We start from the raw sequence: 20,710 nt of genomic DNA on the forward strand, positions 1-20,710 counted from the left end.
CAACGAGTACTTCCTGGGGGCAGCCATGGTCGATGTTCCTCTCATGAGAACCATCTGACCCTCTGTCAGCACCCTCCGCATCTCGGGGGAACCTCAGGTCCTGAAGCAGGGCTGCGCAAGGCCCGCTGCCCGGCGCCAGCAGGACGTCGTCCCTGAGCCGGGCGGTTCGGCCCGCGATGGCAGGATGAGCGCATGCCCGAAACCCCCGAAAGCCTCCATGCCGGCGTGCACGGCGACACGGTCATTGATGCCGACCAACTGGTCCGGATCACCTCGCTGCACCGGGGGTTTCTCTACCAGCACCTGTACACGGCGGCCTGTCTGCTGCGCTTCAAGACCGCGGGCTTGCACAAGCTGCTGGTGGAACGCGACGAGGACCTCGAGGCCGTCCTGCCCGGACGCCACGTGTATCTGCAGGTCAAAACCCGCAGCCGACCGCTCCAATGGGGAGACATCAGCGGCGCGGTCGACAGCTTCGCAGCCGTACGCGCCCGTCACAGCGAAGGTAAACGCCCAGGCCACCCCCAACTGGTCATCGTGGCCAACGTGCCGCTCGGCCCGCAGTTGGTGACGAAGACGGCCGCAGCCGACTGGCCCGGCGACATCACCCTCCTGATCCCGCAGACGGCTCCGCCGGAGGCGTGGCTCCCGCCGGCCTGGAGCGACCTCGACGAAGCTATCGCCTGGTGCACCCGCGAAGCCGCACAGGTCCCCTTCTCCTCGCTGGCGCCGCTGACCCTGGTCTGGAAACTGGCCGCCCGCGTCGTCTACGCCTGCACCGGCCACGGCGAACAGGCCTTCACCGCCGACACCGTCGCCGACCTGCACGAGCAGTTCGTCAAAGAGCTGCAGGCCTTCCCCACACTCGCCCACGACTATCTGCCCCAGGCCGACGAACCCGACCTGCTGACCGACGCCCAGGTGCGCCTGATCACCGGCTTCTCCGGAGCGGGCAAGACCGCCTGGGCAGCCCACGCCGCCCAGCACTGCCCCGAGCCCCTCACCTACTTCGACACCGCCGCACTTACCGCAGACGCCGTCGCCAGCGGCCTCGCCCGTGAGCTCACCGCTCGGTACCTCAACACCGAACAGCGCACGAACTTGCCCCATGGCTCCGGCATCGACCTGCTGCGCGCCGTCCACCGCCACCTGGCTGCCACGCCGACGGCCGTCGTCCTCGACAACGTCCACCGCCTCAGCGCCGCCGAACTGAAGCAGATCACTGAAACGCTGCCCACCGCGCGCCTCGTCCTGCTGGGCCAGCCGTGCCCCGACCAGACCATCCTCAGCGCACACCTCGGCATCACCGCTGAGTTCCTCCACGGCTGGAACGCCGACCGGGTGGCCCAGGTCCTCGCCGACGCCGGGGCTCCCGCCGACGCGGCCACCATCGCCCGCCTCATCGCCCTCACCGGCGGACTTCCCCTCTACGTCCGTAACGCCGCCCAGCTGGCCCAGAGCCACTACGCCCACGACACGGCCCGTATGTGCCAGGCACTCACCGACCGCCAGCACACTGCTCCCACCGCTCAGGACCTCATCCTCGAAGAAATCTTCGACGGGCTGGCCCCGCAGGCCCAGACCGCCGCTTCGCTGCTCGCGCTGGCCGAGGTCCCTCTCGCCGAAGACGAACTGAACCGCCTAGCCCAGGACGCAGGCCTGGGCCCCAAAGACTGCGCACGCGGCCTTCGCACCCTCGCCGGCCTCGGCGTTCTCCAGCGCCTCGGAGACGGCCTGACCACCCTCCACGACGCTACCCGCGCCCTCGCAACCGACTACATCCCCCACCACGCCGACACCCAGCACCAGCTCAACCTCACCCTCAGCGACATCCTTCATGACTCCTTGATCAGCGGCAGCGCCGAGCCAAGGCGCCTGGCCCGCTGGGCACGCCTGCTGGCCCGCACCGAGCGGACCGACCAGCTGCTGCCCTTCGCCAGTCACGATTACTTCTTCGACCAGTCCTTCGCCGTCGACCTCAAGCCGACTCTGCAGATGGTGGCCGACGATCACGTCGCCCGGCCCATCGACCGCTTCGACGCCCTGAACGCCCTGGCCACCCTCGCGCTCGACGCCGACGACGCAGCGGCCCACAAACAGTTGACCGGTGAACTCACCGCGCTCGCCGATACCCACCACGAGGACTGGGGAATCCGGGAAACGGTAGTCCTGGCGGGCCACCAGATGCACCAGTGCGCCTACGACCGCGACACCAAAACGCTCAACGCCGCCTACCTGGCGGCCCGCGCCGCACTGCCGAAGGAAAGTGCCGCCCGACGCATCCTGCGCTACAACCAGGCCAAAAGCCTCTACCAGGCCGAACGTTACACACAGGCAGACACCATCGCCCTCAACCTGGTGGAAACCTACATGGCGCACCTGGGACTCGAAGCCGACGACATCGTCGGAGCGAGTGTCGAGCAGGTGGCTGCCCGTCTGAGCAGTGCTGACACGGACCTGGACGACTGTAAGCGCCTCGCCGACTGCCTGGCCCTGCGCGCGGGGTGCCGACGGCAGCTCGATCAGCCCTTCGGTCTGGCCGCTCTGCACGCGCTGAAGTTCTACCAACTCGCCCAGGCATGGCGGCACTTTGTTACCATCGGGCAGGACATCGTCGACGACTTCGTCGAACTCGGTGACCTGTACCAAGCCATGAAACTCCTGGACGACGCCCTGCTGCCGGCAGCCCGCGGGCAAGGGCTCGCCGACCTTCTCCTCGCGGTACGCGCCCAGCGCGCTGTCGTCCTCGCGCACACCGGCGACTTCGCCACGGCCCGCACCGAAATCAACAGCCTGCTCCGCTACCAGATGCCGCCTCGCCAGGCACAAGAGATCAACAATCAGAGGAACCTGATCGAACAACTCGCACGCCTCAAGCGGCCTGGACCGCGGTGACTCAGCCGTCCTCGTCCGCCCCGAGTCTGCGCTGAGTACCCGGATCAGCGGGCAGCCTCGTCGACGCACCGCGGCTTATTGTCGGCTGTTCGGGTTCACTGCGCCGGAATTTCCCGCCTACGGAACCCTGATTACTCCACTGCCTTGACAACTCACCTATGGGCAATGGGAGTTGATAGTCCTCTTGTTGGCCCGTACCTCGGCCTGATGCCCCTAAAATGATCACAACCGGCGCCGAGACAGCCTCGCACGGCCACGGTCTGCTGTGACCGACACCTTGAACAGGAGGCATTCTCCGCTACCGCCGCCAGGACACGGATGCTTGCCACCGTGCGCCGCTTTCACCAGCCCAGGGACTACCTCACTGTCCCCTCGACATGGGAGAAGGTAGCGGCCGCCTCGGCAGCGCGCTCGAGAACGCCAGTGCCTGCCGCCGCAGCGGCCGTCCCGCCCCCCTGCGGCGCGGTCTCGAACAGCTCGGCTCACTCTCACCCGCGCCGGGCGAGAGAACAACGTAGCCAGACTGTCGTCGCCCGCTCCGCGCAAAACGGCACGCTGACCTGCCCGCCCTTCGGGGACGAGAAGCTCCATCGCGCCGGGCACACCATTGCCAGCAACGGCAGACAAGGAAGACCGATCATGGAACCTGTGACACTCCCGACAGGCGGTACCCTCCCTCCGCCTCCCGCGCAGCAGGGAGAGGGGTTCGGGCGCTATGGCGCTACCGGCATATCCGGCGGGGCCGCGCTGGCTCGTCAGCTCGACGAGCGGGCGGCAGGCAGGGGTCTGTTCCCGGTCAGCCATCCGAGGGGCTTGGCCGTCCGCCTGCGCTATCTGGACCGGGACGAGCAGGGACTTGCCTGGTTACGGCTGGCCCAGGTCACCGTGACCGAGCGGACCATCGCCCGGTGGATGACGGGACAGCAACGCCCCCTGCCGGCCAACCTGAAGAAGATCGACCAGGCTTTCTGGGCCTGCCGCCGCCACAACCTCGTCGGCTACTACAAGCAACGCCTGTGGAACGACGGCCGCGGCACCCGCATCGAGATCTCTCCGGTCGACCAGCAGCATGTCGCCCCCAACCGGCGCCGTGACCTGAACCTTCGCACGATCAATGTCCGTACCGACTGGCGACGGGTCGTGGATGCCTGGAACTCGGGTGACCAGAAAGCCCTGGACGCCGCCTGGGACTCCATCGCGGACAGCCTCGGTTCCGACCACGGCGCCTACCGCCACGTTTCCCACATCGGCTTCGGCATCTGAGCACGGAGCAGCCCGAACCTTCTGCGGCGGCCGACCTCCTCACGCACGGCTGCTCACGGTCCACAGATGTGCCGCCTCCTCCGTCTCGCCCAACCGCCAAGGTAGGCAGGTGAGAGCCTCAAGCGCGGCGGCGCCGGCCACCTGCACGTGGGGGCCCGATACGCCCAGGCGGCGATAGCGGCCCCGCACCGGCTTCGGACCGGACCGGTCCGCTCGCCCCGAATGCCGGGCCGCCCACTGCAGCACCGGCTCCATCGGGACGCTGCCCCGCAGCTCCCACGCATAGAACAGACGCTGCACGTCCCGCAGCCAGTCGGTGTCCTGGGCGCGGGACCAGCTCCCTCGCAGCCGTCGGCGCTCCCGCGCCGCGAGAACGCTGGCCAGTTGGACGACTTCCGGGTAGGCAACCAAAGCGGCCACCCGCCGGTCGCTGCCCTTCTTGAGGCCGAGCTGCTGGTGGCGCACCGCCCACGCGGGTGGAACCTGGGCGGCCTGGTTCCACCAGAAGACGGCGATGTGGAAGGCGTCCGCGAACGCGACGCGACCTCCGGCTCCCAGCCGCCGCTCGAGCCGTACACGCTCCAGGTGAGCTGCCAGGACCTCTGGAACAGGCGTGAGCGGGATGCAGGTCACCCCGTCCTCCCGCAGGTTGTCCGTCCAGCGCCGGTGCCGGGCGCACACCCTCCAGCCGGCCGCCGACACCGCATACGCATCCCGGCGTGCCCGTTTGGCCAGCGCGCACAGATCACACACGCGCACCAAGCAGTCACCGCCGGGTTCCCAGGGGTTGGGGACGTCCCAGCGGGGCGGCGCAGTGTCCGGATCGGGCAGCGGATGCGCGCGCAGCGTGGGCAGCACGTATTCCAGGACGTCGGTGCGGCATCCCGCCAAGGCGGCCAGCCTGCCGTGCGCGGCCCCGTTCAGATGCACTTCGCTGAACTCCGGCTCGGGAACGAGCGCATCACCCGCACCGAGCATGGACAGCAGTTCTCGGGGATCGAGCCCGTTGGTCTCCGCCAGCCGGTGCACGAACGAGTTCGTGGACTCCTCTGCGATGAACCGCAGACGCCGCGGTAGCGGCTGCATCTCGCTCTCGCCGTCTCCGCCCTGCAAAGACTCCAACGAACGCCCGGCCAATGTGTTGCCCCTCCTGCTCCGCCCGCCCCTCATCTACGGCGGGAGTCCTGCCAACTCTGCTCATTCTGGCCGGAATTGAAGAGCACCGCCCGGTGATCCACTACGGTTCCCGGTGTTCCGGATCCGCCCTGGCAAGGAGAAGCCCCGGCCATGTCCCTCGCGCTGCGCCCGCATCAGCAAGAAGCCCTCACGGCCATCACCGGCGCCTTCGCGAAAGGGGAACGCCGCGTGACCGCCGTCTCCGCATGCGGCACCGGCAAGACACTCACCGCCGTGGCGACCGCCCGCCATATCGCCTCCACCGGCTCAGTCCTGGTGGCCGTGCCCACCCTGGAACTGCTGACCCAGACCATCAGGCGCTGGCGCGAAGGCGGACGCGCCGGCCTCATGGCGGGCCTGTCCTCGCTGAGCCAGCTCCGCAGCGGCCTGCCCCGGCGCACGGCCCGCATGGTCAAACGGCCGGAAGACCTGGCCGGCATCCTCGCCGAACAGGACGGCCCCGCAACGGTCTTCGTGACCTATGGGTCCCTGCCGGGCCTGCAGCAAGCCCACCGCAGCGGCCAACTGCCGGCCTGGGACCTCATCGTCGTGGACGAAGCCCACCGTACGTGCATGAGCACCCAGGAGGGCTGGGGAGCCATCCACGACGACCGTGCCATCCCGGCCCGGCGGCGGCTCTACATGACCGCCACTCCCCGCGTCTTCACCGCCGGGCTGTGGGACGGCGCCCCCACCGCCACCATGGACCGACGCGACATCTTCGGCCCCGTCGTCTATCGCCTCGGCATGGCCGAGGCGATCGAACGCGGACTCCTCGCCGACTACCAGGTCGTGATGCCCGTGGTCGGCGACAAACAACTGCACGCCATCCTCACCCGCAAGCCCCATCTCGACCCGCAGCACGGCGGCCTGCGGGCTGCTGCCCTGCAGGTGGCCGTCCTGCGCGCCATCACCGACCACGACCTGCAACGCGTTCTCGTCTTCCACAACCGCATCGAGGCAGCCGAAGCGTTCTCCCAAGACCTGCCTCACACCGCCGCTCAGCTAAAGCGGCCAGACCTGCAGGCGTTTTGGGTCGACGGGACACAACGCGCCGACGAGCGCCGCAGCCGACTGTCCGCCTTCCAGAACGCCGTCGGATGCACCGTGCTCAGCAACGTCCGTGTCCTGGCCGAAGGCATCGACATCCCCGCCATCGACTCCGTGGTCTTCGCCGCACCCCGCAACAGCGTCGTCGACGCCATCCAGGCCATCGGCCGCGCCCTGCGCCTGGTACCCGGCCACGGCAAGAAGGCCACCCTCGTACTCCCCGTCTACCTGCCCGACGGAAGGGCCACCGAACAGGCCCTGCAGGACTCGCAGTTCGAAGGCATCTACACCATCCTCCAGGCCCTCAGGGCCCACGACGACCACTTCCTCGACCACATCGCCGTGCCCCGCCGCAGCCGCCGCCTGGGCGGCGGCGGTCCGCACCGGACCATCCACTACAACCGCGCCGAACGCGCCCTGCAGGTCGCCCTCGCCCTCGGCCTTGAGATCACCCTGCCCGCCACCGGATCCTGGCCCGACGGCCTGGCCTCAGCCACCCGCTACCACCACGACCACCACCACCTCGATGTCCCCCACGCCTTCCACGACGACACCGGCTTCGCCCTGGGGGAGTGGCTCAGCAACCAGCGCCTGCGGCACCTGGCCGACCGCCTGCCCAGCGGACATACAGACGCCCTCGACGCCCTCGGCATGCTGTGGAGCACCCCCGCACACACCTTCACCCGCATCCTCGACCACGCCCGCGCCTATGCCGCTGCACACGGGCACCTCGCCGCCCCCACCGACGCCACCCAAGGCGGCCACCCCATCGGCGCCTGGCTCGCTGAGTGCCGCAGGAAGGACAAATCCGACACCCTCCCCAAAGGCCACGCTGCGCAGCTCGCCGCCCTCGACCGCTGGTGGAACCCCGACTGGCCACTGACCTGGCGGCGCGCCTACGCTCACGCCAAAGCCCACATCGACGCAGGCGGCAGCAGGGAACTTTCCGGCTCCTTCACCACCCCGGACGGATTCAAGCTGGGGCAATGGCTCAGCCGCCAGCGCAACCACTTCGACACCCTTCGCGTCGAACAAGCCAAACTCCTGATCGACATCGGCATCACCCCGCACGTGGACAGCATCCACCCCGAAGCGTTCCGCACCGAACGAGGCCGCGACTTCCGCCGCGGCCTGGTCGCCGCCTCCTGCTACCTCGCCCGCGAAGGCCACCTCGACGTCCCCCGCCAGCACACCGAAACCGACTGGATAGGCCTCTTCCGGCTCGGCTCCTGGATCGACCACATCCGCCGCACCCCCAACGAACTCACCGACGAAGAACGCGCCGCGCTCGACATCCTCCGCATGGCCTGGGACCCGTCAGAGGCCACAGCAGAGCGGTAACGACGCAGCGCAGCAGACCCTTGCGCACACGGAGCGGATACCGCCGACCCCCAGGTGCCTCAGGCGGCGTCCGCCCCGCCACTGTCATACCCCCGCAGTAGCATGACGCCTGTTGAGCACCATGCGCCGGAACGGGGCCCACCATGTTCATCTCCGCTGTCTACATCCGCTTCTTCCGCTCGTTCAACTTCGACTACCTCCGCAAGGCCAGCGACACCTTCGCCCCGGACCCCTGGGACGTTCTGGACAGCGACGACCTCAAGTACCCGTTCGTCAAGGTGTCCCTCGACGAAGGCGTCACCACCGTCGTCGGGGCCAACGAATCCGGCAAAAGCCAGCTGCTGGCCGCCATCCAGCGTGCGCTGACCGGACGGCACATCGAACGAGGCGACTTCTGCCGCTACTCGCAGTTCTTCGCGGTGAACAAGGCCATGGCCTACCCCGACTTCGGCCTGCGGTTCGACCGCCTGCAGCCAAGCGACCGCGACGCGGTGATCCAGGCGTGCGGGAAGGAGGATGGCGACGACTTCGACACGTTCGTGATGTTCCGCATCGGCGCAGACCAGCCTGTCGTCTACCTGCCCGAGGACAGCGGCTGGCGCAAATACCCCGTCGAGGACGCCAACGCGTTGGAGGACATCCTGCCGCGCTGGTTCGAGATCGACGCGCACACCGCGCTGCCTCAGAGCGTGCCCGTGGAGTACCTGGCCGGCCAGTCCAGCACGCTGCGGACCAGGTCCCGCCGAGCACGTCGCTCCTTCTTCCGCACGATCCTGGAGCATGCCGACTCCTTCACCACCGCCGAGCAGCTCACCACGGCCGTGCCGAACCTGACGACGGCGTTCTCCACCGCGAACCAACCCGACGAAGGTCACGACAAACAGCTCGCCTTGGCAGACCAGCTTCTGTTGAAGGTCGCGAAAATCGACCAAACAGCCTTCCAGGAACTCCTCATGGCCGTCGAAGAAGGCAAGGAAGGCTTCGCCAACGGCATCGTCGAGCGCATGAACCGGCAGCTGGCCCAGTCGCTGAACTTCCCCAAGTGGTGGACTCAGGACAACCAGTTCCAGCTCCAGATGACCCTGCGCGACCAGGACCTCGTCTTCACCATCAAGGACCGGACCGGCACCGAGTACTCGGCCAACGAACGCAGCCACGGACTGAAGTACTTCCTCAGCTACTTCATCCAGTACCTGGCCCATGAACCTCCCACGTCCGGGCAGCGCGAAGTGCTGCTGATGGACGAACCCGACGCCTACCTCTCCGGCAGCGGCCAGCAAGACCTGCTGCGCATCTTCGAAGACTTCGCCTACCCGGCCGACCCCGACCGCCTGGCCTGCCAGGTCGTGTATGTGACGCACTCGCCCTTCCTCATCGACAAGAACCACGGCGAACGCATCCGGGTCCTCGAAAAGGGGGAGGGCGACGAAGGCACCCGCGTCGTGCGCAACGCCTCCCGCAACCACTACGAGCCGCTGAGATCAGCCTTCGGCAGCTTCGTCGGCGAGACGACCTTCATCAGCAACTGCAACCTCATGTGCGAAGGGATGTCCGACCAGATCCTGCTGGCCGGCATGTCGGCACGCCTGCGTCGCCTGAAGGCATCCTCGCTGGAGCACCTTGACCTCAACACGCTTACCCTCGTCCCGGCAGGCTCCGCACCCCACGTCCCCTACCTGGTGTATCTCGCACGAGGACGCGACGTCGACCGGCCAGCCGTCATCGTCCTCCTCGACGGTGACCGCTCCGGTGACGAAGCACGCAAGAAGCTGCGCCGCGGCCCTCACGGGAAACCGCTGATCGACGACGGCTTCGTGCTGCAGCTCAGCCAACTGCCCGCCCAGCACGTCACCAGCCCCCGGCCGCACGGTGTGGTGGCCATCGAGGACTTCATCCCGCTGGAGATCGGCGTCGCCGCGGTCAAGCGCTACGCCGTCGCCTTCCTCCCTGCAGGCGACGCCAAGAAGCTCAACGCCCTGCACGCCGGCGACGTGGTGTTTGACGGGGACGAAGGAACCCACGACGCGCTGGAAAACGCTGCCGCACGCAAGTTGGACGGCTTCCACCTGGACAAGGTGGGCCTTGCCCGTAACATCCTCGACGTCCTCACCCACGATGAGGACTCCCTTGCCGACGCCATCGCCGTCCTGGACGACAACTTCCGTGTCCTGTTCCGCGAATTGGGCAGCCGACAGCGCAAGGCCCTGCGCGAGATCACGACCGAGCGCACCACATCCAAGATCAAGCGGCTCAGGAACTCCTTCCTGCTGGATCACCCCGTCGGCGCCACCCGTGAGCAAGCCACCCTCCTGATCGAGGACATCGACGCAAGTCTCGACAACTCCGTGGACGCCGACGACCTCAGAGGTCAGCTCCTCGCGGTACGCCGTACCTTCGCTCTCGAGGAGGAGCCACGCGACCCGATCGGCGACTTCGCCGCCTTCCAGGAGGCACTGCAGAACCTGGCGTACCGGCCCGTCAACGCGGCGCAAGAGCCTTGATCGGCGGCGGCGTTGGGGTGTGCAGTGCCGCATGCAGACCTCGCCGGATGCCCGCCCGGTAGACCTCTCCCGTCGTGGTAACACCGGCGGCCAGGCGCTTGTACTCGGCCGTGGCCCCTCCCTGAGGCTCGGCGCGCGACGGCAGGACGGCGGCGGCGCAGTCGGCATGCCATTGCCGGAGTCGGCGGATGGACTCCTGGGATGAGGTCCAGCATCCGGCATGCACCAGTTCCACGAGAGCGGCCGACAGGTACAGGGAGAGACTTTCGGGGTAGCTGTTGCCGATGGCGCGGGGGAGCAGCCCCATGGGTATCTCCTCCCAATCCACGCCGGTCCAGGAGCGGTCCCAGCCCCGGGCCTGTAGTTCCTGGCGCACTCCGAAGGCAAACAGAAGGTCCCTCTTGTCCAGGAGTCTGCCGTGGCTGCGCAGGACACGCAGTGCGTGGCGCTGTTCGGCCCGCAGGGTGTCCTTCTGCGGGGGTGTCAGCCCCTTCAGTTGTGCCCGATGATGTGCCGTCAGCTGTCGCGTCCAAGCCTGGTGTCGTTCCAGGCCGCTCGTCAGGGCGAGGCGGGTGCCCAGCGGGACGCGGACGGTCACCTTCGTCGTGCTCGTGTCCTCGTCCTCCCCGAGGTCGTCGTACTCCACGGCTGTTCTTCCCTTGCTGGGCAAACGGTGGCCAGAGCCCGCGCCCTGGGCTTTGTCTGCCCGGATGGTTGTGAGCGGGGTCAGATGGTGCGGCTGCGGCCGATGGCCAGGGTCTCCAGCAATTCCTCGGTGATGCGCTCCTTCTTGGTCCAGATCGCCTTCTGGGCGCCCTGGGTGACGAGCTGGGACAGGGCCCGCAGATAGCCCTTGCTGCGGCGGTGCAGGTATTCATGCAGGCTGGCCAGGTCGTCGGGCTGATGCTGGTACAGGCACAGGTTCTTGTCGAACTTGCGGACGATCTTCGCGAACAGCTTGCGGCCCTCCTCGTCGTAGCCGATCCGACTGGTGCGCAGGCTGGCGTAGTCGCCCCAGATCTCCTCGTTGTCGCTCAGCGCGGTCTCCCGGTCACGGGTGAGGGGATCGACGATGGAACGGGCAGCACGTCCGGCGAAGACGAAGGTGGCGCCGCTGCCTTCGCTGATCTCTTCCAGGTAGGCGAACGACTCCTCGGCGTCCGCGCCGGCCCGTAGCTGCTCGATGCCGTCGACGAGGACCAGCAAGGTCGAACTGGTGCGCATGACATGGCAGATGGAGCGGGTGGGGTCGGTGCCGCCGTCGTGCTTGAGGCCGAGGAAGGAGGCGAAGGCGGCCGGCCAGTTCCGCCGCCCGCCGCGGGTCAGCGGCGGCACCCGCAGCGCGATCACCGGGATGCGGTTCTCGTCCGGCTCATACAAGCGGGCGATCTTGTTTTCGTAGTAGCGGCCGATGTACTGCAGGATCTCGGTCTTGCCGGTGCCGCGGGGGCCTTCGATGATGACACCGGGTTTGCCGTGGGTGCGTTCGCGGTTGGACAGCAGGTGCTCGTGGACGACGACCAGGGCCTCCCCGATGGCAGGGGTGACGACGGTGGGCATCAGGGCGTGATAGCGCAGCCGCAGGTCGTTGTCGGCGACGTTCACGCCGGGCGGTGGGCTGTCGGCCAGGTCCGGCCGGGTGCGGTCCAGCGCGGCGAAGGTGCGCCAGTTGGTGAGGGTGTTGAGCCACAGCGGCCGGGGTGTGGTGAACACCGGCGCGGGGGCGGGGGAGTCGACCAGCAGGCGGATGTCGTCGTCCTGGATATCTGGCGGCTGCATCGTTACGTGTCCTCCTGCGGGGGTTCGGTTTCGGTGGGCAGGTCCAGCAGGAGACGCGCGGCGTCGTCGAGGCCGTCATCCAGGTCATCCAGATCCGCCAGGAGTGAGGCACCTTCGGTGCCTGCGCACCCGGGAGCCTCCCACCCGGGTGCGGGGCCGGGACCGGCCGCGTCTGCGGGCGACGGCGCATCGGGGGCGTACAGGCTCGTCTCGCCGAGCTCCAGCACCGTCAGCGGCCCCAGCGCGTCCAGGTCGAGCGCGGCCGCACCGGCGAACGGATCGAAGTCGCCGACACCCGGCGGCGCCCACCCCGCTTCCAGCCCCGGCAGCGGCCCGTAGCCGTCGGGCACGCTCACCACACCGGGTTCGTCCGGCCCGCGTCCGGCCCGCTCCAGCAGATCGGCCAGGACCTGGGCGATGTTCTCGTCGTCGGCGTGGCGGCCGCCGCGCGCCACATGCTCGGCGGTGGCCGTCTCCCACAGATGCTGCGTCCACGGGGCGCCGATCAGGTGCTGGTGCTTGAAGACCGCAGTGATCCACTCACCGCTGCGGTGATCCCGCAGCCACACCTGCTCCGGGGTATAGGGGTTGTAGCGCAGCTCCCACCCGTCGCGCTTCTTGCCCTTCAGCCCCGACGGCGCGTTGCGGATCCCGTTCTCGAACTCCCCCTTGTAGTTCTCGTAGGTGCGGTTCCGGAAGCGGATGCCGTCATCGCGCACGCCGACCCAGGCGGTGGGTAGCAACTGCAGATAGTCTTTGAATCCCAGCGGGATCGGCACGTAACCGGCCGCCTGCACGCCCGCGGCATACACCTGGTTCGGTGTCAGCGGCGGCAGGTTCGGCTCGTAGGGGTTGCGCAATTCCTCGTGCGGCCGTGCCTGCCAGCCGATCGCGATCCACTCCTGCAGCAGGTCGTCGAGTTCCTGCAGGGTCCACAGCCGGTCGGGATCCGTCTCCTTGCCGCGGCGGCTGAAGTCCCGCCCGGTGTAGGAGTTGACGCGCTGACTGAACAGCGACTTGATCGACGCGAAGGTCCGCTCGACGATCGCCTTGTCCGTCGGGGTGCGCTTGCGCGCCGGACGCACGGAGATGCCGAGATAGGAACAGGCGTCGAAGAAGGTCTGCCCGGCGAAGACGGTGCCGTGGTCGATCACGATAGTTTCCGGCATGATCACCGGCCGGGCCGCGGCGTGCTCCATCCGCGCATCGACCTCCAGCAGCTCCTCGTACGGCAGGTCCGAGCGGGCCGCGGAGGCCGCCGCATCGAAGCCGGGCCGCATCGGGGCCGGGACCATGCACAGCGCCAGCAGCAGAGAGGCGTCCACCGCCTTGGTGGCCCGCCCCTTACTGGTGCCGGTGCTCAGCAGCGCCCGGGTCTGCTGCCGGGTCTTGCGCCGGCCCGGGGTCTTGGGCCGCAGCACGGCGGCGATGATGCTGCGCGTGAACACGTCGATGGCCGCCGTCAGCTCCACCTGCGTGGGCCGCCCGTCGTCGCCCAGCACCTTCACATCCAGCGATGTGGAGTCGACCTGCACCAGCTCGCCCGGGGCGGTGGCGGTCGTCACCCCGAACGGCGGCGCGGGACGGTTGAACCGGTCCTTGCGGCGCCGGCTGGGATCGCGCAGCTGCAGCGCGTCGATGCCCAGCCGCTTCAGCAACGCATACAGGGTCGGGTCCTTCGGCACCTTCACCGCAGGGCCCAGCGTGGCCCGCGCGGAGCGCCGCAGGTTCTTGAACAGGGTGCGCGCGTCGGTGGCCGCCTGCTCCTTCGCCTGGCGTTCGTGCAGGGCCAGCAGCAGGTCCACAACCCGTGAATCGGTGCGCCCGTGCAGCGTGCTCTTGCGGGTGCACCGCTTGTCGACCAGCCCCCAGATGTCCTCCTTCAAGAAGGCCAGCCGCTTGCGCTGGACCGTCTTCCACGACACCTTCCACTCCAGCACGGCGCTCAGCTCGGCGGCCTTGCGCTGGTAGCGCTCGACCAGCGTGAACCGGTCGGGGTCGTAGCCCCAGCGGGGTCTGCTGCCCTCGGGCGCATCGGGCAGCAGACCGGTTTCGACCTCGATGACGTGCCGCCGCCAGGTCCGCGCATCCCGGGCGCAGTCGGGACTGACGCCCTCCAGCATGGCCCAGTTCGGGAACGGGCCGGCCGCCAGCGGCAGGCCCGTCTCGTCGAGCACGGCGAAGTCCTCGGCCGCGGCCAGGAACTGAATCACCGCCGCGATCGGAGGCGCCGCGCTGCCCGGGGCGGGAACCAGATGCACCGTCGTGCCCGAAAGGGCCGACACGGTGTACTGGCCGCCCAGCCACCGCACCCGGTCCCCGGGAGCCACAATGCCGCGCGGCGCCAGCCCCGACACCCGTGGCCGGCCGGTGAACACCTCGCTCACGCGGCATCCCTCTGCACCGGGCGGTGCATCGCCGACGGCAACCGGCCCGACACACTGATGACGCTGCCGGGGCCCATCGCCCGGTTCCACTCCATGGCCAGCTCCTGCCGCCACAGCAGGTGATACAGGCGCGGCAGCGTCGACAGCCGCGGCAGTCCCGTGGCCCGCACTCCCTCTTCCAGCGCACGTGGCGTACGGAATGCGGCTTTCAACGCCTGCTCGACGTCCTGGTCGCCGAGGCGGGGATGTCGGTAGCGGGAAACCCACCGCAGATTCGCCAGCGCCATCGGTGCCGGAATCCGCGGCATGCCCAGCTCCCAGCCCGCCTCCTGGCATGCCTGGCGCAGGACCTGCTGCTGGCGCTGCCACCGCGGGCTCGGTCCGCTCGCCGGGGGACAGGCCACCACGAGCGTCGCCCCCTGAGCGGTGCGGACGAAGAAGTCAGGCACCACACTGCGTTCCCGGCCCCGCGCACGCCACTTGATCTTCGCTGGCCACGCGGTGAACTCCGTCACCGACGGATCGAAGTCCAGCAGCATGGCCACCGCCAGCACGTTCATCGACCGGCAGCCCACGTGTCTGCCCGTTGTCGCCGCCCACCACCAGGTGGCGATACTGCGCTGCGAAGGATGCCGGACCGGCTTCCACACCTCGCCCCGCCGAGTCATCGGCACCGCACCCGCCCGGGCCACAGGGACCGTGATGCTCCTGCTGCCGTCCTCGATCCGGTGGACGACCTCCAATGCGACAGCCACCGTGATTCCCGCTTCCTCTCCGAGCCCCGCATCCGACAGGGCAGTCACCACTACCGCTCGGGGCAACCACCTACAGCAGCAGGGGAGTTGACTCTAGTGCAGGACGGTCGTCACATGATCCTTAATCCGCCATCCAAGCCGTAGAAGCGCCGTCAACAACCGCTGCCGTCCAGGTTCAACGGCATGACGGGTCCGCAGCAGGCAGAGCATCTCCCGCAGGACTCGCTCCACCAAGGAAGCCTTTTGCCCTGTATTGGGTCTCTTGTCTGTCACGCCTCAGGCGTCGAGCCGCTCCCCGCGCAGCCGCCCCGCGATGACGAGAATCCGACGGGCATGGCACGCGAGCCTGACAGATTCGTCGCGTGTCAGCAGACCACGGTGACGAAGCCGAACTCTTTGCGCGCGTGGATGAGCTCCTCGCCGACCTCTCGGCGCAGCGCATCCCCCTGCCCCCGCCCCGCGAACGCGAACGGCGGCGCAAAGCCGCCGGTCTGTCCACTCACCAGATAGCCGATGCACTCGGCTGCCCGGCCGAAGACATCGCAGCCTGGGAAACCGGAGCCCAGGAACCGCTCGCCGCACGCCGCGCCGCCTACGCGCGCCTCCTTCAGGGCCTGAAAACCCTGCAGAGGCCAGAACACCTGGACACGCCGCCGCTTCAAGAGCCGACTCCCACACCGCCCTCAAGAGTCGGCAAGAAGGCCGAGCAGCCGTCACTCTTTCCCGCCACCACTCCCGTGGCATCCACACCGCGCAGCCGGACCGCACCTTCTCAGGCCGTTGCTAAGCCCACCGGACCCTTGGCCGTCATCGACCACGACGACACCCTGACCGCCCACTTCACCAACGGCTCCCAACTGCCGCTGGACACCAGCGACCTCGTCTCTCTGCTGAAATGGACGCTGCGCAGCGGCCTGCGCCGGGACAAGCTGTCCAAGCAAGGCCGCGACAGCGAATGCGACCCCCTCATCGTCCTGACACCTACGGCCAGTGCAGCCCTGCACATCCCCGCCGCCCTCGACGACCGCGCCCGTCTGCGTCTTGCCGACTCCCATCCGGTCATCGCCCAACTCCAGCAGGCAGGCTTCAGCCTCACCCGCCGCGGATTCGGTCCCTGGCCCCGCATCTTTCGGCCCATCACGAACAACAAGCGTGCCTGCGTCCAAGTGGCCATCACCGCCTGGGGAGCCCTGTCCCAGGACGGCTGGAACCTTCCACCGCTGCCGCCGGCCGACCTCGCCCGCCTGCTGGGCACCTACACCGACCGGCTGCTGACGCCCCACGGCTCCACCGCCGTGTGCGGCGAGGAACTCATGACCGCTCTGCGGCCGCCGACCAGACCACGCCGCGCACCAGGCGGCGGGGGCGAGCCCAACCCCCGCGGCCTGCACACGGCCCTGGAACCTGCGCCGCCGGAAGCCCCCGACGCCCATCCGCTCGCCCGGGGCCGCCTGCCCGAGCAGGCCATGGAGGAGGAAGCCTGGGACTGGAGCCGACCGCCCAGCCAACAGGAGACCGCCGAATTCCCCCACGTCGTCGGGCTCGACACCAACCTCGCCTTCGCCGCAGCCTCCTCCGGCCTGCCTGTCGGCCTCAACTCCCCGCCCCGCCACGTCCTCGCGCCCACCTTCGACAAGAAGATCCCCGGTGCGTGGTTCTGCGACCTCACCCACGCCACGCTGGACCCGCGCCTGCCCTCACCCTTCACCGCCACCGGACAGGCCCCGACCGGACCGGCGTGGTACACCACGCCCACCCTGGATTACGCCCAGGAACTGGGAATCGAGGTCCTGCCGATCGAGGCCTACCTGCGCGATGATCACGGCCCCTACCTCACCTCCTGGTACGAACGGATCCGCAACGCCTACCTCGCCACCATGGCCGACCTCGGCGTGCACGAGAAAATCCCCCAGGCCGATTACCTCGCCGCTATGCAGAGGCTCGCTACGGCCGACCCCGCCCTGCTCGGACTGCTCGCGGCAATCAAAGCCACCGCCAAAGGCGGACTGGGCAAACTCCGCGAAGGACCACGCGATATCACCGCCCCCTACACACGCTGGCCCGCCCTGGACAAACCCACCTGGCGTCCCGATATCCGTGCCGCCGTCGTCTCCCGCGCCCGCGTCACCCTGCACCGCAAAATGCGCAAGATGGCCGAAGAAACAGACCGCTACCCGCTCGCCGTCCTCGCCGACTGCGCTCTCTATCCGGCCCATATGCCCACCGCCCTCGACGTCGCCCCGCCAGGACCCGAACAGCAAGGCACGCCCGGGCTCCTGCGCCTGGGCGTCAACCCCGGCTGGGCCAAGGAAGAAGGAACCCAGTCCATGAGCTGGTACCAGCAGCAGTACGCCCAGGGCATCAACCCCGCCCGCTACGTCAAAGACCCCGCCTGAGCAACGGCCACCTCTGTCACCGGGCGAGACACACGTGCAAGCTCACTGCCACAGCGGCACGCTCGTCATCGGCGACCCGAGCCGCCACGGAAGACACGACGCCTGCTCCAACGGCCCGTTCGAGGGAATCACCCGATGCGGCTCCATCAACGCGAGCGGCACACTGCGCGCCACCGCCCGCCCCTCCTGCCGCGCCAGCCGCTCGACCACCGGCACCGTGTTGCGGTGCGCCATCAGCCACGCCTCCAGCGCCCGATGACCGCCCTCGGCCATCTCCCCCGCCATGCCGAGGCGTTCACCGACCCACGCCACCCACCGCCCCGTCGTCCATCCTGCCGGGCCCCCGGCAAAGCTGCGCCCCATCGCGCGCTGCCGCTCCCGCACCGCCATCGCCTCCGCCACGATCACGGCCTCCGGATACACCAACAGCGGCACCGCCCACAACGCCGACCGGTCGACCCCCAACACGTCCTGCCGCCTGCGCCACACCCCGCGCGCCCCCATCTGCCGGCACTGCCACCAGTAGACGGCCACCTGCTGCGCATCCGCCATCAACGCCCGCGCATACAACCCCGTCCTGCGCTGAAGCCGCACCCTGCGCACCTGCGCGTCCACCACCTCCGGCAGCTCCGACAGCCCCACCTGGAAACGGCCCTCGGCCGTCCCCGTCCACCGGCCGTGCCGTGTGCAGACCGCCCACTGCTCACCGCTGACGCGCCACACCGGCTGCTCGCCGTGCCCCGCCACACACAACGCGCAGGCCTGCACCGGCGCCTGATCGAGCGGCCACGCCTCGATCTGCACCTGACGACGCGCCCGCGCGCTGATACGGCTGTCCGCCCACGACGGCAGCGCCCGCTCCAACTGCCCCACCGAGCGGCCGCTGACCTGCGCAAGACGCTGCTGCGCCACCGGGCCCAGCTGTACCTCCTCAACCTGGGGGTCCGCCTGCCCGATCGTGCGGGGTCCGCCGATATGCCGGGCCAACTCCTCGAAAGCCATTCCGTTGCGCTCCGCCAGCCGCCACAGATACGAGGCGAGCGTCTCGCCGTGAATCGGCACCACCCGCCGCGGCAGTGCGGCCATGGGCTCACTTGTCAGCATCCGCCGATCCTTCCAGCCCCTTCAACACAGATTTCACCGCCGCCGAAAGGAAGCACGCCCATGCCGCCGCCCGTGCGTCTGAGCGCCGCCACCGTCCAAGAGGCTCTCGACCGTGCCGACGCACGCCACTGGACCCGCAATCCGCCCCGTTCGCCCCGGGCCCGCCTGGCCTTTCTGCTGCGGCAGGCGGGCGGCGACCAGAGCGCACTCGCCACACGTCTCAACGTGCCGGCCCACGAACTCGACATCCTCCGCACGGTGCGCCGGCCGTCCGAGGGCGACCCCGTGCAGCAAGCCGTGGAACGGGACATCATCCGCCTGTGGCAGCCCCGCATCCGCCGACGTGCCCACACCGCCATCCTGCACAACAACGGCCAGATGATGGTCAGTTTCCGAGCCTGGCTGGGCTTCACCGCGGCAGCCGGATCCAGCGACGACCCCCGCCTGCGCTTCCTCACTCTCAGCCTGCAGGCCCCCTACATCGAACGGCTCTTCACCGCACGACACCGCAACGCCTCCGAGGACGAGCTGCGCCGCATCCTCAGCGACGCCCTGGGCGCCTGCTACTTCCACCGCACCAGACCTGCACACACTGCAGAAACTGTGACCCTCGACCGCATCGACTACCTCGAGTTCTACTACTGACCGCGCAGGCGGCGCCCGCACCCGCGGACAGGCTCCTGAGCCGAAGCACGATAGTCGTCACCAAGGCAGCTTGTTGTCACCAGGACGGCCGGACAAAGCGCTTCGGTCGGTCAACGGTGCCCTGTCGCACTGAGGCCGTCAGGCTCTCGTAGCGTGGCCTGCTGGGGCGAGGCTGTAGGGCGGCGGCGTGCGTCCTAAGACCTCGAAGCGGGGCGGCGGTGCACGCTGCTCGGCCTCAGCCCGCCCGTCCAGGGCTGGCACTGGATACAGTCCTCCGAGGTACCTCGGAGGGAGTCTCAATGCGTCGCCTGGCCGCCGTCCTGTTAGTTCTTTGCTCAGCCCTTGTCTCCTGTTCCTCGAAGGAGGGCGCGGCCCCCTCAACTTCGCCGTCAGTCGGCAAGGCTGATCTCAACGCCGTGGAGCACCGGTGGGCGGCTCTCACGCATCAAGAGCAACAGCGCGTCTGTGCATACGCGGATAACGATGATGGAAACGCCGACATGGCTGGCGCGCTGGAGCAACTCCGAGAGCACGACTACAGCGAGGCTGAAGCCGCAGAGATGCTGCCGTACATATTGAACGAATGCACCTGACGCGACCAGGACAGTTGGGGCACAGACGGCTGGAGGCGGTGACATCAACCCTGCTCCGCCCGCTGTTGGTGACAGGTAGCGCGCTGTATCGGTGACAACTACGGTGCTTCATCTGACGGAAGCCGCAGCTCAGCGGATCGCGATGGTGACACCTATCGTGCTTCGGCTCAGCTCCGCGGACGGTCGGCCGGGCTGGAACAAGGGAGGAAGACCGGGGACGGGCATCTCGTGCCGATCATGCAGAGTCCGCACGATGAATTGAGCCGACGAGCCGCCATGCCGCGACCCCAATGAGACGGCGAGAGCAGAACCCATGGCACGGCAGTGGCGAGAATCCACGCAAACCACCACATCCCAGCCAGCCGGGCAGGCGTTCGTGCCGCGCGCTGCGCAAGCCCCGTCTCCGAACTGCTGGGCCCGGTCCGCAGGGGCGGCCGCGGCTTTGTCGTTCTTTGCCGCCGGGCGAATGCCTGGAAAAGATGAGGACTGATGGAACCGATGTCACCAGCTGGGAGGACCGTATGCGGTGGACGACTGAGGAGTAGACCGCCATCCGCGAGCACGCGGCCGTGCTGGGTATCTCGACGCAGGATTACATCCGGCAATCCGCCGTCGGCCGAGCGTTGGACTGGCAGCGGGAACGGGACGCCTTCCGCGAGATGGCCCGACGGCGCGGGACGAGCGTCGAGCAGCTCCTTCAGCAGGGCGTGCTCACGGACGACACGGCATGACCGCTGCGCCGCAGAGGGGTGGCGCCGCCGGAGGCGAATGGCTGGTTCGTGCCGCGCGCACCACCGCAGAAAAGGGTACACGTGTTCTATTTAG

Annotated in this window: 14 protein-coding genes; 8 read left to right on the top strand and 6 right to left on the bottom strand. The window is 68.6% G+C overall.

Going from position 1 to position 20,710, the window contains the following annotated elements; translation table 11 throughout:
- Positions 1-192 precede the first annotated feature (192 nt).
- Both P1P70_RS11995 and P1P70_RS12000 read left to right on the top strand, forming a co-directional pair.
- Positions 193-2,895 (top strand): ATP-binding protein, encoded by a 2,703-nt coding sequence (locus P1P70_RS11995; RefSeq protein WP_319236803.1) that lies wholly within the window; start codon positions 193-195, stop codon positions 2,893-2,895.
- A gap of 639 nt (positions 2,896-3,534) precedes the next feature.
- A complete protein-coding gene (locus tag P1P70_RS12000; RefSeq protein WP_319236804.1) occupies positions 3,535-4,158 on the top strand; it encodes a helix-turn-helix transcriptional regulator in 624 nt (207 codons plus the stop codon).
- A 39-nt stretch (positions 4,159-4,197) separates the two neighbouring features.
- On the opposite strand, the gene P1P70_RS12005 is transcribed toward P1P70_RS12000, so the two are convergent.
- Positions 4,198-5,295, bottom strand: a complete 1,098-nt coding sequence (locus P1P70_RS12005; RefSeq protein ID WP_319236805.1) for a TniQ family protein — start codon at positions 5,293-5,295, stop codon at positions 4,198-4,200.
- A gap of 150 nt (positions 5,296-5,445) precedes the next feature.
- Here P1P70_RS12005 and P1P70_RS12010 point away from each other — a divergent pair, with 150 nt between their 5' ends.
- Together P1P70_RS12010 and P1P70_RS12015 are read left to right on the top strand one after the other, a co-directional pair.
- Complete coding sequence (locus tag P1P70_RS12010) at positions 5,446-7,725, top strand: DEAD/DEAH box helicase (RefSeq protein WP_319236806.1); 2,280 nt, start codon at positions 5,446-5,448, stop codon at positions 7,723-7,725.
- Positions 7,726-7,868: 143 nt separating this feature from the next.
- Entirely contained in the window at positions 7,869-10,226 is a 2,358-nt protein-coding gene (locus P1P70_RS12015) for an AAA family ATPase (protein WP_319236807.1), read from the top strand.
- On the opposite strand, the gene P1P70_RS12020 is transcribed toward P1P70_RS12015, so the two are convergent.
- The 4 genes from P1P70_RS12020 to P1P70_RS12035 form a co-directional block, all read right to left on the bottom strand.
- Positions 10,204-10,872, bottom strand: a complete 669-nt coding sequence (locus P1P70_RS12020) for a hypothetical protein (protein WP_319236808.1) — start codon at positions 10,870-10,872, stop codon at positions 10,204-10,206. The genes P1P70_RS12015 and P1P70_RS12020 overlap by 23 nt on opposite strands.
- Positions 10,873-10,952: 80 nt before the next feature.
- Positions 10,953-12,005: an AAA family ATPase gene (locus P1P70_RS12025; protein WP_319236809.1), complete on the bottom strand. Its 1,053-nt coding sequence runs from the start codon at positions 12,003-12,005 to the stop codon at positions 10,953-10,955.
- A 2-nt stretch (positions 12,006-12,007) separates the two neighbouring features.
- The gene (locus P1P70_RS12030; protein ID WP_319236810.1) at positions 12,008-14,482 is read right to left on the bottom strand and encodes an integrase; all 2,475 of its coding nucleotides are present in this window, start codon (positions 14,480-14,482) and stop codon (positions 12,008-12,010) included.
- Positions 14,389-15,147, bottom strand: coding sequence for a TnsA-like heteromeric transposase endonuclease subunit (locus tag P1P70_RS12035; protein ID WP_319236811.1), 759 nt, complete (start codon positions 15,145-15,147; stop codon positions 14,389-14,391). The genes P1P70_RS12030 and P1P70_RS12035 overlap by 94 nt, the downstream gene beginning before the upstream one ends.
- A gap of 404 nt (positions 15,148-15,551) precedes the next feature.
- On the opposite strand from P1P70_RS12035, the gene tap reads away from it, so the two are divergent.
- Entirely contained in the window at positions 15,552-17,543 is a 1,992-nt protein-coding gene (gene tap / locus P1P70_RS12045; protein ID WP_413471458.1) for a telomere-associated protein Tap, read from the top strand.
- Positions 17,544-17,585: 42 nt separating this feature from the next.
- Here the strand turns inward: tap and P1P70_RS12050 are convergent, their stop codons facing one another.
- Entirely contained in the window at positions 17,586-18,647 is a 1,062-nt protein-coding gene (locus tag P1P70_RS12050) for a TniQ family protein (RefSeq protein ID WP_319236814.1), read from the bottom strand.
- Between the two features lie 60 nt (positions 18,648-18,707).
- Here P1P70_RS12050 and tpg point away from each other — a divergent pair, with 60 nt between their 5' ends.
- The 3 genes from tpg to P1P70_RS12065 all read left to right on the top strand — a co-directional run bounded on the left by tpg (position 18,708) and on the right by P1P70_RS12065 (position 20,616).
- Positions 18,708-19,292 (top strand): telomere-protecting terminal protein Tpg, encoded by a 585-nt coding sequence (gene tpg, locus P1P70_RS12055; protein WP_319236815.1) that lies wholly within the window; start codon positions 18,708-18,710, stop codon positions 19,290-19,292.
- Positions 19,293-19,591: 299 nt separating this feature from the next.
- Positions 19,592-19,885, top strand: coding sequence for a hypothetical protein (locus P1P70_RS12060; protein WP_319236816.1), 294 nt, complete (start codon positions 19,592-19,594; stop codon positions 19,883-19,885).
- Between the two features lie 569 nt (positions 19,886-20,454).
- A complete protein-coding gene (locus tag P1P70_RS12065; RefSeq protein WP_319236817.1) occupies positions 20,455-20,616 on the top strand; it encodes a hypothetical protein in 162 nt (53 codons plus the stop codon).
- The last annotated feature ends 94 nt before the right edge of the window (positions 20,617-20,710 follow it).

It is taken from the genome of Streptomyces sp. MB09-02B, assembly GCF_033794485.1.
Classification (GTDB): Bacteria; Actinomycetota; Actinomycetes; order Streptomycetales; family Streptomycetaceae; genus Streptomyces.